Origin of the sequence: Streptomyces violens, from assembly GCF_000717745.1 — a bacterium.
Classification (GTDB): domain Bacteria; phylum Actinomycetota; class Actinomycetes; order Streptomycetales; family Streptomycetaceae; genus Streptomyces; species Streptomyces violens.
In genome coordinates this window covers 20458-35040 of record NZ_JOBH01000014.1, presented here as the reverse complement: position 1 = coordinate 35040, position 14583 = coordinate 20458, and the positions used below count along the sequence as shown (strand labels likewise).

Here is a 14583-nt window from a genome sequence, read left to right as displayed (position 1 = left end):
CAGGGAAGGAACACACCATGAGCCCCGCCAGTGAACCCCGCAGCGCTCCCGTGACCGTCACCGCCTTCGACCACCTGGTCCTCAACGTCGCCGACGTCGAACGCGCGCTGGACTTCTACTGCGGGCCGCTCGGCCTCGAACCGGTCCGGGTGGCCGAATGGCGGGCCGGCGAGGTGCCGTTCCCGTCCGTCCGGGTGAGCCCGACGACCATCATCGACCTCGTACGGGCCCCCGGCGAGGACGCCGCTCCGGCCCGCGCCAACGTCGACCACCTCTGCCTCGTCGTCGCGCCCCTGGACTGGCAACAGGTCATCGACTCCGGGGTGTTCACCGTCCTCGACGGCCCCGGCAAGCGCTTCGGCGCCCGCGGCACCGCCGAGTCGCTCTACGTCCAGGACCCGGACGGCAACACCGTCGAGCTGCGCTGGTACCCGGCGGACGCGTAGGGCGGCGCGCGGTGTGTGCCCCGCACGCCGCGCGGTACACCTCGAACGGCGGACCTTCACAAGATCCACAACGATCACTCCACATGATTTTCCCCTTACTGGGCACGGGGCCAGCGTGAGCACTTTCCGTATCCCCACCCCCCGTTTCCGCAGGCCCGGCAGGGCCTTCAAGCGTGCGGCCGTACTGGCCGCCGGCGCGGGCCTGTTGACCACCGGCCTGCTCGCCACCCCCGCCTCCGCCGCGATGGGCGACAACGTCGTGCACGGCCCCGCGGCCTGTGCCTTCTCCGAGGACCGCGGCACCGTCGCCCTCGGTGCGGCGGGCGACCAGGTCTCCCAGGTCCAGTGCCTGCTGGCCAACCGCCAGTACCTGGGCTGGAACAACCTCAGCGGCACCTTCGACGCCAACACGATGGCGGCCGTGGCCCACTTCCAGTCGGACCACGACCTCGTCCCGAACGGCGTGGTCAACCCGACCACCTGGCTCGCCCTGTACCAGGCGGGCGCCCCGGCGGGCCCGGTCCAGCCGGACCGGCCCGCCGCCTGATCCACGTCCCACCCGTCACATCAGAAAGGGCCGGCCCCACCGGGGCCGGCCCTTTCTGCCCTACCGCTCCGCCTTATGTGAAGCCGCGGTTATTTGAAGACGCGGTTTTCCTCACCCGAAATGGAACTCCCCTTGTCCGTACTGACGAAGGTGAACTTCTTCCCTTCGGGCTCCAGGTAAAGGTCGTAGTGGGTGGTCTCACCGGACGACTCGTACGTGGCCTTCCCGGTGCAATCCGACTTCACCGTGTACGTGCCGCTGCCGTACGTCTTGCCGTCGCTCTTCCCGTTCTCGCTGGTCGTGCTGATCGTCTTGATCCGGCCGTGCCCGTCGTACCACTCGGTCCCGGCCTCCGCCATCGGCTCGTGCTTGCTCCCCGAGACCTGTGCTCCCGTGAAGTGGTAGAGGTACTGCCCCTTCAGCGTCTCCTTGCTGCACTTGTGCGCCGACCGGTCGGCCCCGCCGCTGCCGGCGGCCCCCGCGGCCCCGGTGAAGGCCAAGGTGCCCGTCAGCCCGAGGACACCGGCGGCCGCCACCGCCACCAGCCGACCCGCACGACGGCCGGAACGTAAAACCCGCATTTGCTTTCCTCTCCCGCGTGTTCACATCAACCCGGCACCGACATTCTCAGCGGAACCGGCACACCAAAAGAGAAAAACTCGCCAGTCCACCCCCGAAAGCCCCCCTCAACCCCTTTGACCGGAAATCCCTCACTCGAACGTGTAATTCCCCGGAAAGGCAAGTACCTCGTCGGCGCTGCGGGGTTCTGAGCGGGGCTGCTGGTTGAGGTTGTGGCGCTCGATGGAGGACTGCCGGTAGACCTCCTTGCGGGCCCGCATGATGTTGCCCAGGGGGGCGTGTTCGGCGGTGACCCGCCAGGGCGTGAAGGACAGCGCGTCCATCTTCTCCAGGTTGTCCGGACCGGAGATGTCCTGCCGCGGCAACCGCAGCCTGGCCACCGTGACGAACGGCGACAGCTGCTCGGGCCACTCCACGGTGGTGTCCTCCACCGGCATCCGTTCCAGGTCGGTGCAGAGCTGCACCTGGATGTCGAAGGCGTAGGGCCGCTCCCGCAGCTCGGCCAGCAGGGCCGGCCGGAAGACCTCCGGCGCCGAGGCCGGGTCGATGGCGCGACGTTCCACCGCGGCCGCGCAGTGCGGGTCGGGGGCGATGCGCACCTTGGCGATGTACTTTCCGTGTCGGACGGCGCCCATCGTCCAGTAGCTCGACAGCAGCAGGTTGGCCGGAGGGATCTTCGACAGGCGCAGGAAGGCCAGGAATTCGTGCCACGCCCAGTCGTCCTGGTCCAGCGTTCCCTTTCCGGTCACGAACTCGGTGTAGAAGCGATGCGCGCCGGGCCGGCCCTGGGAGAAGTAGTCCGGTGCGTTCAGGAACAGCTCCTGGATGAACAGGTAGTGCTCGACCGTGTTGCAGAAGAACACCGGCGCGTTGATGTTGGCGTAGTCGAACGTGCCTGCGTCCGGCTCGTCCTCCAGCAGGGTCGGGCCCTTGATGTCGAAGATCTTCAGGGCCAGCCCGGTCGCGGCGCCCAGCCGGGCGTCGGCTCCGGCGTGCGGTGAACCGTTGGAGAAGCGGATGAGCGCATCGTGGGTTCCCGGCGTCGCGTAGATGCCCTGGGCGTACTCGGGAGGAAGCCCGGTCAGGATCTCCACCTGCCCCCGGACCAGCCCGTACCCCTTGGCGTGGGCGTCGCGGACGGCCCGCCCGGTGCCGCCGGCCGTGACCGAGTCGGCGATGAAGCGCCTGGTCTTGTCGATCACCGTCTGCAGGTGGCGGTCGAAGTGCGGGTCCTCGTCCTCGACATCCCGCGTATAGGGAACGAACCGTGCAGCCATGACGTCGACCTCTTCTCGGAGACCGTGCCGGCGACCTCGGGGCGTAGGACAGCCCCTCAGCCCTCCAGTTCGGCGAGCCAGCGCAGGGCGCGCAGACCCGGCAGGAAGCAGTACTCACCGCCTCGGGTGACCACGAAGCTGGGCAGATCCTGCAGGCGGCGCCGGACCGGCTGCTCCGGGATGGTGGCGCTGCCGGTCCCGTCGTGGTGCCCGGCTATCGGGTCCTTCTCGCCGGGGTAGCCGATGAAGTTGCCGTCGTTGATCCACTCGGTCTTGATGAACTCGAACTGCCGCTCAAGGTGGGCCCCGATGAAGACGCCGACCAGGCCCCGGTCGGCGCCGTCGTCCTCGAGCACGCCCTCCGGCAACGGCGGGCCGTAGGTGGTACCGCGGCGGATGAGGCGGTGCATCCGCGCGTCGCCGATGATGGCGGCATCGCGCGGGTTGACGCGCCGGATGTGCGCGCCGGCCGGACACCGGAAGCCGCGGTCGTCGTTCTCCCGGTACAGGAAGTCGTTGTTGCGGTGCGGATCGTGGCCCAGCTCGGCGTCCTCGCGCTCCGGGGACAGTGTCAACGGCGCCCCGCTGGGCCAGCGCCCGACCATCTTCGCCGCCAGCAGCGCCTCTTCCTGCGCGCTGGAGGTCTGCGCGCGCAGGTACTGGCGCCAGGCCGCCACCTTGGTGTGCAGCTTGCGCACCGCCACGTAGGTCCCGTTGCGCCCCAGCACGTCGGGGCTGGGTATGGGCGGCAGATTGCCGGTCTCGTCGGGGTAGCCGAGGAAGAACTCGCCCGCCTTGAGGGGAACTTCCCGGGAGTTGGAGCCGGGCAGCCCGACGCCCTCGATGTTCGGATGGCTGATGCCGTCACGGAAACCCAGGGTGGTGCGCCCGGTCGGGAGCTGGCGGACCTCCTGCTGCCAGATCACCTCGGCTCCGGGCGTGTCCCGGCAGGCGGCACGGGCCCGCTCCAGTGCCTTCTCCAGCCGCGCCTCATCGGGCGAGAGAGCACTCAGTACGACATGCACCTCGGCCGTTCCGAACGGCGGCTCCCAATGGGTCGGGGCACTCTCGCCCACGTCGCCGATCAGCTGCGCACGCGCCGCCATGCCCTGGCGGAACGCCCGCGGAAAGCTGTCCAGCGACTCCTGGGGCACCCCCAGCGCCCGCAGTCCCTGGTAGGTGAATGCCACCGCCACCCAGGCGTCCTGGCTCGGGGCCGCGCTGGGCAGACCGCCCTCGACCGACGGGAGCAGCCGTCGCAGCAGGGTGCGCCCAGCGTGGCGGTCATCGACACGGAGGAAGACGAACCTTCCCACGTACGGCACCGGCCGTGGATGCAGCGCCCCGCTCTGGACATCGTCGATCTCGACGCCCGCCCGACCGGCCCCGCTCGCGCTTGCCGACGCGTTCATGGTCGTCTGCGCCTCCGCATCAGTCTCTGCCCGGACAAGCCTGCGCCGGCCGGCCGCTCGCTCCGGCCGGCGCGGTCCATGACGCGCCGGGCGCTAGCCTGCGGCCTCCTCCATCAGCTTCCGGAAGGCAGGGGTGGCCAGCAGCTCCGCGTTGGCCGGGTTGTCCAGCGCCGCCCGGAACTCGGGGGTGTCCAGTACCGCCTGGAAGGCCTCGCTGACGCGCTGGTCCTTCCAGATCTGCTGGACGGTCAGGTCGGGGTAAGAGCTGACGAAGACCCCTGCGGGCGCCTGGTGGGCGAGGAACCAGTCCTTCACGCCCGGATCGGTGATGCCGGGGAACCCTTCGGTGTGCGAGAAGACCGTGTTGAAGCGGTCCCCGATCGACGTCTTGCCGAAGTCGTCGATGTAGGTGTCCCAGGAGCCGTCGAAGACACTGGCGAACATGTGCCGGGTGTCGTTGTCGAACATCACGTGGCGTGCGTCGTGCAGGGTGCCGATCTGCTCCAGTGCCCCTCGGGCCTCCTTGTCGGACGATCCGCCGGCAAGCGTGGCGAGGTCCTCACGCATCGCGTCCGCATGGCCCGGCTTGATCTTGGTGTAGACGGTGAACTCGCTGCACACCCCGTCCCTCATGCCCGGGCGCTCGGGCTGGGCCGACGAGGTCGCATCTGACGTAGCAGCCATCGTGAGTCACTCCTGCCACGGATCCGTCCGAGGGACGCCAAGCACTCAGTAGGGAAGCGCCATCGCCCTCGTCCCCCATTCTTAGCGCGCCGCCCGCGCCGGGCAGCCGGGAAAACCGGTCACCGCGGTACGGGGACGAGGATGCCGTCGTCCGCACCCCCGCCTCGATGGCCGTACGCCGTCAATCCGGTGCCGCCCCGGCTTGGGCCTGCGGTGACGCGGTGCAACCGGGGACAGCGCAGGACAGCTCATGGCCGGTTCCCGCGCAGCCCCCGGGGCGGAGGGGAAGCCGCTGGGCTCCCGGAAGAGGCGGTGCCGGTCATCGGGCCAGGATGCCGATGCCGTCGCCGAGCAGCTTCAGCCCGAGGACGAAGAACAGGACTGCCATCACGGCGGTGTTGTGCCGGACGGCCCAGTCCTTCCCGGCGCTGAGGGCGTGACGTGCCCGTTCGCCCAGCAACAGGAAGGCACCGAGCGGTACGAGCAGGCCGAGGGACCCGATGAACACGAACACGGCAAGCGAGACGACCTGCTGTCCGAGCGGGATTCCGGACGCGCTGATCGTGGCACCGGCCGCGATGGTCAAGGGGGCGTTCTTGAGGTTGGCGGCCGACAGCACCAGACCCAGGCCCAGGGTCTTGACCGGGGTGAAGCGGTCGATGGCGGCCATCCACTTCGGAAGCTGCGCCTGCGAGGCATCGGCAGGACGCCGGCGCCACTGCCGTACGGCGAAGAGCAGGAGCAGGATGCCCAGGCCGGTCTTGAGGCCGCCCACCCAGGTGGCCGGCTCCTTGCCGGTGGAGGAACCGGCCGGTCCGCCGATCGCCAGCATCACCGCGCCCAGTGCCCCCAGCCCCACCAGCCAGCCGAAGGCGAAGAGCACTCCGTTGAGCCGGCCCCGTGGTGTGGCCAGGATCAGGTTGATCGCGACGATCGGAAGCGGGCTGATCGCGACACCTGCCGCAAAGCCCAGCACATCACCGAGAGTTTGACCCATGGCGCCCTCCGGGCGGGATCGGCTGCCGGACTCCGCTCGGCTTTCTACGGCGTACGACAGCGCTTGGCCGTGCCCATGGTGAGGTGCGGCCGACGGCCCCGCAAGGCCGCCCTCAGCCCTTCACGCACACCACCTGCTTGAGCTTTGCGACGACCTCGACCAGGTCGCGCTGCTGGTCGATGACCTTTTCGATGGGCTTGTACGCGCCGGGGATCTCGTCCACCACGCCGGAGTCCTTACGGCACTCCACGCCCCGCGTCTGCTCCTCCAGGTCCTTTGTGGAGAAACGCTTCTTCGCGGCGTTGCGGCTCATCTTGCGGCCCGCGCCGTGCGAGGCCGAGTTGAAGGACTTCTCATTGCCGAGGCCGCGGACGATGTACGAGCCCGTGCCCATCGAACCCGGGATGATCCCGTAGTCCCCGCTCCCCGCCCGGATCGCACCCTTCCGCGTGACCAGCAGGTCCATACCCTCGTACCGCTCCTCCGCCACGTAGTTGTGGTGGCAGGAGATCACCGGGTCGAAGGTGGGCCGCGCCTTCTTGAATTCCTTGCGGACGACGTCCTGGAAGAGGGCCATCATGATCGCGCGGTTGTGCTTCGCGTACTCCTGCGCCCAGAAGAGGTCGTTGCGGTACGCCGCCATCTGCGGGGTGTCCGCGATGAAGACGGCGAGGTCGCGGTCGACCAGGCCCTGGTTGTGCGGCAGCTTCTGGGCCTCGCCGATGTGGAAGTCGGCGAGCTCCTTGCCGATGTTCCGGGAGCCGGAGTGCAGCATCAGCCAGACGGAGTCGTTCTCGTCCAGGCAGAACTCGATGAAATGGTTGCCCGAGCCGAGCGTTCCCATCTGCTTCGTTGCCCGGTCCTGGCGGAACTTGACCGCGTCCGCGATGCCGTCGAAGCGGGACCAGAAGTCGTCCCAGCCGGCCGTTCCGAAGCCGTGCAGCCGCCCCGGGTCCACCGGGTCGTCGTGCATGCCGCGCCCCACCGGAATGGCTTCCTCGATCTTCGAGCGGAGGCGGGAGAGGTCGGCGGGGAGATCGTTCGCCGTCAGGGAGGTCTTGACCGCGGACATGCCGCAGCCGATGTCGACGCCGACCGCCGCCGGGCAGACCGCGCCGTGCATGGCGATGACCGACCCGACCGTGGCGCCCTTGCCGTAGTGCACGTCCGGCATCACGGCCAGGCCCTTGATCCACGGCAGCGTCGCGACATTGCGCAGCTGCTGCAGCGCGACACCCTCGACCGTGGCCGGGTCCGCCCACATCCGGATCGGAACCTGCGCGCCGGGCACTTCCACGTACGACATGACTTCCTCGTTCCCCCGATGAAACCGATGAAATAAGAACAGCAAACGCACAGCAAACGCCATCAGATGCCAGCAAAAAGTGCATAGCGATGAAAACGCAAAAGCTGGATATTGCACCCGATCAGCGACAACGGACCGGCGGGTGCGACGATGCGTGCGGTAGACATTGTGTCCATCAGCCGCTGCTCAGCGGCAACCGGATTTCGTACGGAAGGAGCCGGGGACGGTGCAGCGAAGGTCGTCCGTACGAGGGGCCGCCGTGGCGGCTGCCGTGGCGCTGGCCACCATGCTCGCCGGCTGCTCCGGCAGCTCGGACACCGATGCGGGGGCCGAGGACGCCAAGGGCGGCGACAGCACGTCGTCGGCGCCCGTCGCCGAGCCGGGCGAGTTCGACTCGCTCCCCGAGCCGTGCGGGCTGCCCGCCCGGAGGACGCTGCGCGGCATGCTGCCCACCGACGGCAGCGCGGAGACCCGCGAGGAGGCCGAGAAGGTCTACCGCGGCCGGGCCGACATCACCTTCGACACCGACCGCCGGGTCGGCTGCCACTGGAAGCGGGAGACCTCCGAGGGCACCCGCCACCTCAACATCGACCTGCAGCGCGTGGTGTCGTACGACGGCTCCGTCAGCGATGACGACAAGGCGCAGGAGCTGTACGCGAAGCGGGAGCTCGCGGCCCACATCCCGAGCGGCACGCCGAGCGCCCCCACCCCCTCCGCGAGCAAGAGCTCGGGCGCCTCCGAGGAGAAGGGTGAGCAGGGCGAGAAGTCCGGCGGGGCGTCGGAGCGCGGCACGGGCAGCGATGCCGACAGCCGTACCGGCTCAGGCAGCGGCACCCGCCCGTCCGGCGGAAGGGGCCCGGCGACCGACGCCTCAGCTGCCCCCGCGCAGCGCGACGACTCCGCAACCACCGGAGACACCGCCGGCGACAGGGCCGGAAACACCGCAGGAAACACCCCCGGCGACGCGCAGGACACCAGCTCCGGGAAGGGCTCCGGCGACGGCACCCGCCCCTCGGACACCCGTACGGCCGAAGGCGACTCCCCCGGTTCCCCCAGCTCCTCCGGCTCTCCCGACCCCTCCGGCTCCTCCGGCTCCGGCTCCCCCGACGACGCCGCGAGCCTCGCGCCGCGCCCGCTCGCCGACCTCGGCGACGCCGCCTTCCTGGACGACGCGCTGGTCACCGCCGACTCCGGCCTGCACCGCGACGTCACGGTCGTGTTCCGCTCGTCGAATGTGATTGTGACCATCGAGTACGACCAGTGGTCCACCGACAAGTCCGTCCTTCCCGACCGTCGCGAGCTGCAGGAAAAGGCCCGGGCGCTGGCCGCCGAGCTGGCCGCGCACTGGACCGAATGACCGGTTACGGTCGGATTGACCCGTTACCGTCGGCGAGTAACACCACAATTCGGCAACCGGCGCCCGTCCGCCGCGTACCGTGCGTCGCAGGGGCCACCCGGGCCCTGCGCGCGGAACGGCCGCTCGCACGACGACGAACAGCGAAGGAACCATGCACCGTTCAGCCAAGCGACTCGCCAGCTACCTCGCCTGCGCAGCCGTACCGGTGATGCTCGTCGCCGGCTGCTCCGACGACTCGGAAAAGGGCTCCGGCGACACCGCCTCGAAGTCCGCGTCCCCGAGCTCGTCGCCCAAGGTGGCACCGGGCAAGTTCAAGAAGCTCCCCGACCCCTGCACGGCCATCACGAAGGACCGCGTCAAGAAGATGCTGCCCGCCGTGAAGGACGAGAGCGGCGAGGAGGGGAAGAGCAGCGACACCTCCGCGCACGGCACCTGCACCTGGAGCAGCGAGGAGCGGCAGGGCAAGGGCGGCATCAACGGCACGCAGTTCCGCTGGCTCGCCGTCAACCTGCAGCGTTACGACTCCGACCCCGCGCTGGGCTCCGGAGAAAAGCGGGCGACCGGTTTCTACAACAAGCAGGTCGACGCGGCCAAGGGCACCAAGGACGCCAAGAACGTCAAGAGCGAGCCCGCCAAGGGCATCGGCGACGGGGCGACCACGGTGACGTACGACCTGAAGAAGGACGGCAACGACTTCAAGAACCAGACGGTCATCGCCCGTACCGCCAACGCCGTGGTCACGATCAACTTCAACGGCGCGGGCCTGGCCGGCGCGAAGGCCCCGGACGGCAAGGAGATGCTGGCGGACGCCGAAGAGGCCGCGAAGCAGGCCGTCTACGAGATCAACAAGGTGAACAAGTAGGCGAAGAGGTAGGCGGACAAGCGAGCACATATCCGCACCGCGGGCGTACCACTCACGTAACGCCTGCCGCCCTCCCCTCACCCGGCTGCACGGGTGTGCCACGCTAGGCGCGCCAGTCAGCCGAGTGCGGGGAGGGATCGCGGGTGGCCGCGATGCGTTTGAGTCGTACGCACCGAATACTGATCGGCGTGGTCGTCGCGGGCGCGCTGGTCATCGCCGCGATCGGCTTCGCCGGTTCGTACTCGGCGGTCCGCGCGCTCGCCGAGAAGAAGGGCTTCGGCTCCTTCTCGTACGTCTTCCCGATCGGCATCGACGCGGGCATCGTCGTCCTCCTGGCGCTGGACCTGCTGCTCACCTGGATCCGGATCCCCTTCCCGCTGCTGCGCCAGACCGCCTGGCTGCTGACGGCCGCGACGATCGCCTTCAACGGCGCGGCGGCCTGGCCCGACCCGCTCGGCGTCGGGATGCACGCGGTGATCCCCGTCCTCTTCGTCGTCGCGGTCGAGGCCGCCCGGCACGCGATCGGCCGGATCGCCGACCTCACCGCCGACAAGCACATGGAGGGCGTCCGGCTCTCCCGCTGGCTCCTCGCCTTCCCCTCGACCTTCCGGCTGTGGCGCCGCATGAAGCTGTGGGAGCTGCGCTCCTACGAGCAGGTGATCAAGCTGGAGCAGGACCGGCTGGTGTACCAGGCGCGGCTGCGGTCCCGGTACGGGCGCGCGTGGCGGCGCAAGGCACCGGTGGAGTCGCTGATGCCGCTGCGATTGGCACGGTATGGCGTGCCAATCGCGGAAACCGGGCCGGCGGGGCTCGCGGCGGCCGGGCTGGCGGCGGAGCTCACCCCCGCGCCTTCTCCGGTCCCGGCCCAGGAACAGGCCGAGCTCCCGGCCCAGGAACGGGCCGAGCTCCCGGCCCAGGAACGGGCCGAGCTCCCGGCCCAGGCTCCCGTCCAAGCCCCCGCCCAAGCCCTGGAGCACCCGGAACCCCACGAGACGTACGAGCCCAGCGAGGCGTACAACGCCCCCGAAGAGCCCACCTCCTCGCTCACCATCCCCGTGGGCCCCGGCCGCAGCCGCCCGCTCGGCACCGCGGGCGCGACCGTACCGATGCCCGCGCCGGCGCCCGAGCCCGTCCCCGAACCGGTCGCGCCGACCGAGCAGCTCTCCGAGGGGCTGCCGCGCGACGAGCAGTTCTACGAGGCCTTCCGGGCGTACGTCGCCGACCGGAACGACATGCCCGACGCCCACCAGTTCGCGCGCTACCTGCTCAACAACTACGGCGTCACGGGCCGGGACGGCACCGGCCCGCTCAGCGAGAACTACCTGCGGACGTACGTCCGTGACTTCCGCGCCCGCTTCCGCCAGGAGATGGAGAGCGAGCACATCGCCTGACCGCTCGCCTGCCCACGCGCACGACAAGGGGCCCGGGCGGCGTGCGCCCGGGCCCCTGGCGGAGTGCGGTACCTCTTACGCGCCCAGCAGCTTGCGCACCCGGTCCGCGCCGACGGCGAGGAGCAGGGTGGGCAGGCGCGGACCGGTCTCGCGGCTGACCAGCAGGCGGTACAGCAGCGCGAAGAACGACCGCTGGGCGGTCTTGATCTCCGGCGGCAGCTCCTTCGCGGTGGCGTCCGCGGAGAAGCCCGCCTGAACCTTCGGCACGCCGTAGACCAGGTGCGTCAGCCCGTCGAGCGACCAGTGCGTGTCCAGGCCGTCCAGCAGCAGCCGCAGCGACTCCTTCGCCTGGTCGTCCAGCGAGCCCAGCAGCTCGGTGTCCGGCTCCTCGCGCACGATGGTCCGCTGGTCGGCCGGGACCTGGCTGGTGATCCACTGCTCGGCGCGGTCCAGCCGGGGCCGGACCTCGTCCAGCGAGCCGACCGGGTTCTCCGGGTCCAGCTCGCTGAGGATGCGCAGGGTCTGCTCGTCGTGCCCGGCCGTGATGTCGGCGACCGAGGCGAGCGTGCGGTACGGCAGCGGGCGCGGCGTCTTCGCCAGCTCGCCCGCCGCCGTCCCGACGGCACGGGCGTACGCCGCCGCGTCGGCCGGCAGCACGGAGCCGTCGGCGACCTTCGCGTCCAGCCGGTCCCACTCGTCGTACAGCCGCTGGATCTCCTGGTCGAAGGCGATCTTGAACGACTGGTTCGGGCGGCGCCGCGCGTACAGCCAGCGCAGCAGCTGCGGCTCCATGATCTGCAGGGCGTCGGCCGGGGTGGGCACGCCGCCCTTGGACGACGACATCTTCGCCATGCCCGAGATGCCCACGAAGGCGTACATGGGGCCGATCGGCTGCTTGCCGTCGAAGATGCCCACGATCTGGCCGCCGACCTGGAAGGAGGAACCGGGCGAGGAGTGGTCCACGCCCGACGGCTCGAAGATCACGCCCTCGTAGGCCCAGCGCATGGGCCAGTCGACCTTCCAGACCAGCTTGCCGCCGTTGAACTCGCTCAGCCGGACCGTCTCACCGTGCCCGCAGGTGCAGGTGTAGGTGAGCTCGGTCGTGTCGTCGTCGTACGCGGTGACGGTGGTGAAGTCCTTGCCGCAGGCCGTGCAGTACGGCTTGTACGGGAAGTAGCCCGCGCCGCCGCCGCTGCCGTCGTCCTCACCGGCCGCGCCGGAGCCCTCCGCGGCCTCCAGCTCCGCCTCGTCCACCGGCTTCTGCGACTTCTTCGCCGGGGCCTTCTTCGTGCGGTACTGGGCGAGAATCGCGTCGATGTCGCCGCGGTGCTTCATCGCGTGCAGGATCTGCTCGCGGTACGTGCCGGAGGTGTACTGCTCGGTCTGGCTGATGCCGTCGTACTCGACACCCAGCTGCGTGAGCGCGTCGACCATGGCGGCCTTGAAGTGCTCCGCCCAGTTCGGGTACGCCGAGCCCTTGGGGGCCGGGACGCTGGTCAGCGGCTTGCCGATGTGCTCGGCCCAGGAGTCGTCCACGCCCTCGACGCCGAACGGGACCTTGCGGTACCGGTCGTAGTCGTCCCAGGACAGCACGTGGCGGACCTCGTGCCCCCGGCGGCGGATCTCGTCCGCGACCAGGTGCGGGGTCATGACCTCGCGGAGGTTGCCGAGATGGATCGGGCCGGAGGGGGACAGGCCGGAGGCGACCACGACCGGTTTGCCAGGCGCGCGACGCTCCGACTCGGCGATGACCTCGTCCGCATAGCGGGAGACCCAGTCGGTTGTCTCGGTGCTCTGAGCCACGGTCGGCCCTTCCTCTTGATCCTCTGCGCTTCGCTTGATCGCCGGGCCCGTACGCATGAGCCTGGCCGTTCCATTCTCCCAGACGAAAACTCGATGGTGCCGCCGTGGGATACTGACCGGCAAACCCTTTCCACCCCAACGGAACGGCAGCACTCCATGGCTTCGGTCCCTTCTCTCGCCGCATCGGTCAATCAGCGCGTCGCGGACGCCCTCTCGGCAGCCCTGCCGGAGGCCGGCGCCGCCGACCCGCTGCTGCGACGAAGCGACCGGGCCGACTTCCAGGCCAACGGGATGCTCGCGCTCGCGAAGAAGCTCAAGGGGAATCCGCGCGAGCTGGCCACGCAGGTCGTCGAGCGGATCACGGCCCCCGAGCTGATCAAGGACATCGAGGTCTCCGGCCCCGGCTTCCTGAACATCACGGTCACCGACACGGCCCTCGTGCAGACGCTGGCCGCCCGCGCGGCGGACGACCGGCTCGGCGTGCCCCTGAAGGACGAGCCGGGCGTCACGATCATCGACTACGCCCAGCCGAACGTGGCGAAGGAGATGCACGTCGGCCACCTGCGCTCCGCGGTGATCGGCGACGCCCTGCGCCACCTGCTGGACTTCACGGGCGAGAAGACGATCGGCCGCCACCACATCGGCGACTGGGGCACCCAGTTCGGCATGCTCATCCAGTACCTGATCGAGCACCCCGGCGAGCTGGCCCCGGCCGACGAGGTCGACGGCGAGCAGGCCATGTCGAACCTGAACCGGGTGTACAAGGCGTCGCGCGCCGTCTTCGACGCGGACGAGGAGTTCAAGGAGCGGGCCCGCAAGCGGGTCGTGGCCCTGCAGTCCGGCGACAAGGAGACCCTGGACCTCTGGCAGCGGTTCGTGGACGAGTCGAAGGTCTACTTCTACTCGGTCTTCGAGAAGCTGGACATGGAGATCCGGGACGACGAGATCGTCGGCGAGTCCGCGTACAACGACATGATGGCCGAGACGGCCCGGCTGCTGGAGGAGTCCGGCGTCGCGGTCCGCTCCGAGGGCGCCCTCGTCGTCTTCTTCGACGACATCAAGGGCAAGGACGACCAGCCGGTCCCGCTGATCGTGCAGAAGGCGGACGGCGGCTTCGGGTACGCGGCGTCCGACCTCTCCGCGATCCGCAACCGCGTCTTCGACCTGCACGCGACGACGCTCCTCTACGTCGTGGACGTGCGCCAGTCCCTGCACTTCAAGATGGTCTTCGAGACGGCCCGCCGGGCGGGCTGGCTCGGCGACGAGGTCACCGCGCACAACATGGGCTACGGCACGGTCCTCGGCGCGGACGGCAAGCCGTTCAAGACGCGGGAGGGCGAGACCGTCCGCCTGGAGGACCTGCTCGACGAGGCGGCACAGCGCGCCGCCGAGGTGGTGCGCGAGAAGGCCCAGGACCTCACCGAGGAAGAGATCCAGGAGCGCGGCGCGCAGGTCGGCATCGGCGCGGTGAAGTACGCGGACCTCTCCACCTCCGCCAACCGCGACTACAAGTTCGACCTGGACCAGATGGTGTCGTTGAACGGCGACACATCGGTGTACATCCAGTACGCCCACGCCCGCATCAAGTCCATCCTCCGCAAGGCCGGCGACGCGCAGCCGGCCGCGCACGCGGAGCTGGAACTCGCCCCGGCGGAGCGGGCGCTGGGCCTGCACCTGGACCAGTTCGGCGAAACGGTCGCGGACGCGGCCGCCGAGTACGCCCCCCACAAGCTGACGGCGTACCTCTACCAGCTCGCCTCCCTCTACACGACCTTCTACGACCAGTGCCCGGTCCTGAAGGCCGAGACCCCCGCCCAGGTCGAGAACCGCCTGTTCCTCTGCGACATCACGGCCCGCACCCTCCACAAGGGCATGTCCCTCCTGGGCATCCGGACGCCCGAGCGCCTCTGACGCTCCGCGCG

Annotated in this window: 13 protein-coding genes; 6 read left to right on the top strand and 7 right to left on the bottom strand. The window is 69.8% G+C overall.

The window, feature by feature from the left end; translation table 11 throughout:
• Positions 1-17: 17 nt before the first annotated feature.
• Both IF04_RS0125500 and IF04_RS0125495 read left to right on the top strand, forming a co-directional pair.
• Positions 18-446 carry a VOC family protein gene (locus IF04_RS0125500; RefSeq protein ID WP_078600789.1) on the top strand — a complete coding sequence of 143 codons (429 nt, stop codon included), beginning with the start codon at positions 18-20 and terminating at the stop codon, positions 444-446.
• 115 nt (positions 447-561) lie between these two features.
• The gene (locus IF04_RS0125495) at positions 562-993 is read left to right on the top strand and encodes a peptidoglycan-binding domain-containing protein (RefSeq protein ID WP_245654508.1); all 432 of its coding nucleotides are present in this window, start codon (positions 562-564) and stop codon (positions 991-993) included.
• 89 nt (positions 994-1082) lie between these two features.
• Here the strand turns inward: IF04_RS0125495 and IF04_RS0125490 are convergent, their stop codons facing one another.
• From IF04_RS0125490 to IF04_RS0125465, 6 genes are all read right to left on the bottom strand, one after another.
• A complete protein-coding gene (locus IF04_RS0125490) occupies positions 1083-1574 on the bottom strand; it encodes a hypothetical protein (protein ID WP_030262418.1) in 492 nt (163 codons plus the stop codon).
• 129 nt (positions 1575-1703) lie between these two features.
• Positions 1704-2849, bottom strand: coding sequence for a catalase family protein (locus IF04_RS0125485; protein ID WP_030262415.1), 1146 nt, complete (start codon positions 2847-2849; stop codon positions 1704-1706).
• 56 nt (positions 2850-2905) lie between these two features.
• Positions 2906-4261: a Dyp-type peroxidase gene (locus IF04_RS0125480; protein WP_051831570.1), complete on the bottom strand. Its 1356-nt coding sequence runs from the start codon at positions 4259-4261 to the stop codon at positions 2906-2908.
• A gap of 93 nt (positions 4262-4354) precedes the next feature.
• Complete coding sequence (locus IF04_RS0125475) at positions 4355-4945, bottom strand: hypothetical protein (RefSeq protein WP_030262410.1); 591 nt, start codon at positions 4943-4945, stop codon at positions 4355-4357.
• Positions 4946-5264: 319 nt separating this feature from the next.
• Complete coding sequence (locus tag IF04_RS0125470; protein ID WP_030262406.1) at positions 5265-5942, bottom strand: GAP family protein; 678 nt, start codon at positions 5940-5942, stop codon at positions 5265-5267.
• 112 nt (positions 5943-6054) lie between these two features.
• Positions 6055-7248 carry an RtcB family protein gene (locus IF04_RS0125465; protein WP_030262402.1) on the bottom strand — a complete coding sequence of 398 codons (1194 nt, stop codon included), beginning with the start codon at positions 7246-7248 and terminating at the stop codon, positions 6055-6057.
• Between the two features lie 259 nt (positions 7249-7507).
• Between IF04_RS0125465 and IF04_RS0125460 the strand changes: the two genes are divergently transcribed.
• The 3 genes from IF04_RS0125460 to IF04_RS0125450 all read left to right on the top strand — a co-directional run bounded on the left by IF04_RS0125460 (position 7508) and on the right by IF04_RS0125450 (position 10858).
• Complete coding sequence (locus IF04_RS0125460; RefSeq protein WP_051831569.1) at positions 7508-8605, top strand: hypothetical protein; 1098 nt, start codon at positions 7508-7510, stop codon at positions 8603-8605.
• A 151-nt stretch (positions 8606-8756) separates the two neighbouring features.
• Positions 8757-9467, top strand: coding sequence for a DUF3558 family protein (locus tag IF04_RS0125455; protein ID WP_030262395.1), 711 nt, complete (start codon positions 8757-8759; stop codon positions 9465-9467).
• Positions 9468-9619: 152 nt separating this feature from the next.
• Entirely contained in the window at positions 9620-10858 is a 1239-nt protein-coding gene (locus IF04_RS0125450; RefSeq protein WP_030262390.1) for a DUF2637 domain-containing protein, read from the top strand.
• A 75-nt stretch (positions 10859-10933) separates the two neighbouring features.
• On the opposite strand, the gene lysS is transcribed toward IF04_RS0125450, so the two are convergent.
• On the bottom strand, positions 10934-12718 hold the full coding sequence (gene lysS / locus IF04_RS0125445) for a lysine--tRNA ligase (protein WP_051831568.1): 1785 nt from the start codon (positions 12716-12718) through the stop codon (positions 10934-10936).
• A 99-nt stretch (positions 12719-12817) separates the two neighbouring features.
• Here lysS and argS point away from each other — a divergent pair, with 99 nt between their 5' ends.
• Complete coding sequence (gene argS, locus IF04_RS0125440) at positions 12818-14572, top strand: arginine--tRNA ligase (RefSeq protein WP_030262383.1); 1755 nt, start codon at positions 12818-12820, stop codon at positions 14570-14572.
• Positions 14573-14583: the final 11 nt, after the last annotated feature.

Bases quoted from the DNA above. Each gene is read 5' to 3' on its own strand.
- IF04_RS0125500 (WP_078600789.1), top strand. From the start codon at position 18: ATGAGCCCCGCCAGTGAACCCCGCAGCGCTCCCGTGACCGTCACCGCC.
- IF04_RS0125490 (WP_030262418.1), bottom strand. From the start codon at position 1,574: ATGCGGGTTTTACGTTCCGGCCGTCGTGCGGGTCGGCTGGTGGCGGTG.
- IF04_RS0125485 (WP_030262415.1), bottom strand. From the start codon at position 2,849: ATGGCTGCACGGTTCGTTCCCTATACGCGGGATGTCGAGGACGAGGAC.
- IF04_RS0125480 (WP_051831570.1), bottom strand. From the start codon at position 4,261: ATGAACGCGTCGGCAAGCGCGAGCGGGGCCGGTCGGGCGGGCGTCGAG.
- IF04_RS0125475 (WP_030262410.1), bottom strand. From the start codon at position 4,945: ATGGCTGCTACGTCAGATGCGACCTCGTCGGCCCAGCCCGAGCGCCCG.
- IF04_RS0125470 (WP_030262406.1), bottom strand. From the start codon at position 5,942: ATGGGTCAAACTCTCGGTGATGTGCTGGGCTTTGCGGCAGGTGTCGCG.
- IF04_RS0125465 (WP_030262402.1), bottom strand. From the start codon at position 7,248: ATGTCGTACGTGGAAGTGCCCGGCGCGCAGGTTCCGATCCGGATGTGG.
- IF04_RS0125455 (WP_030262395.1), top strand. From the start codon at position 8,757: ATGCACCGTTCAGCCAAGCGACTCGCCAGCTACCTCGCCTGCGCAGCC.
- IF04_RS0125450 (WP_030262390.1), top strand. From the start codon at position 9,620: ATGCGTTTGAGTCGTACGCACCGAATACTGATCGGCGTGGTCGTCGCG.
- lysS (WP_051831568.1), bottom strand. From the start codon at position 12,718: ATGCGTACGGGCCCGGCGATCAAGCGAAGCGCAGAGGATCAAGAGGAA.
- argS (WP_030262383.1), top strand. From the start codon at position 12,818: ATGGCTTCGGTCCCTTCTCTCGCCGCATCGGTCAATCAGCGCGTCGCG.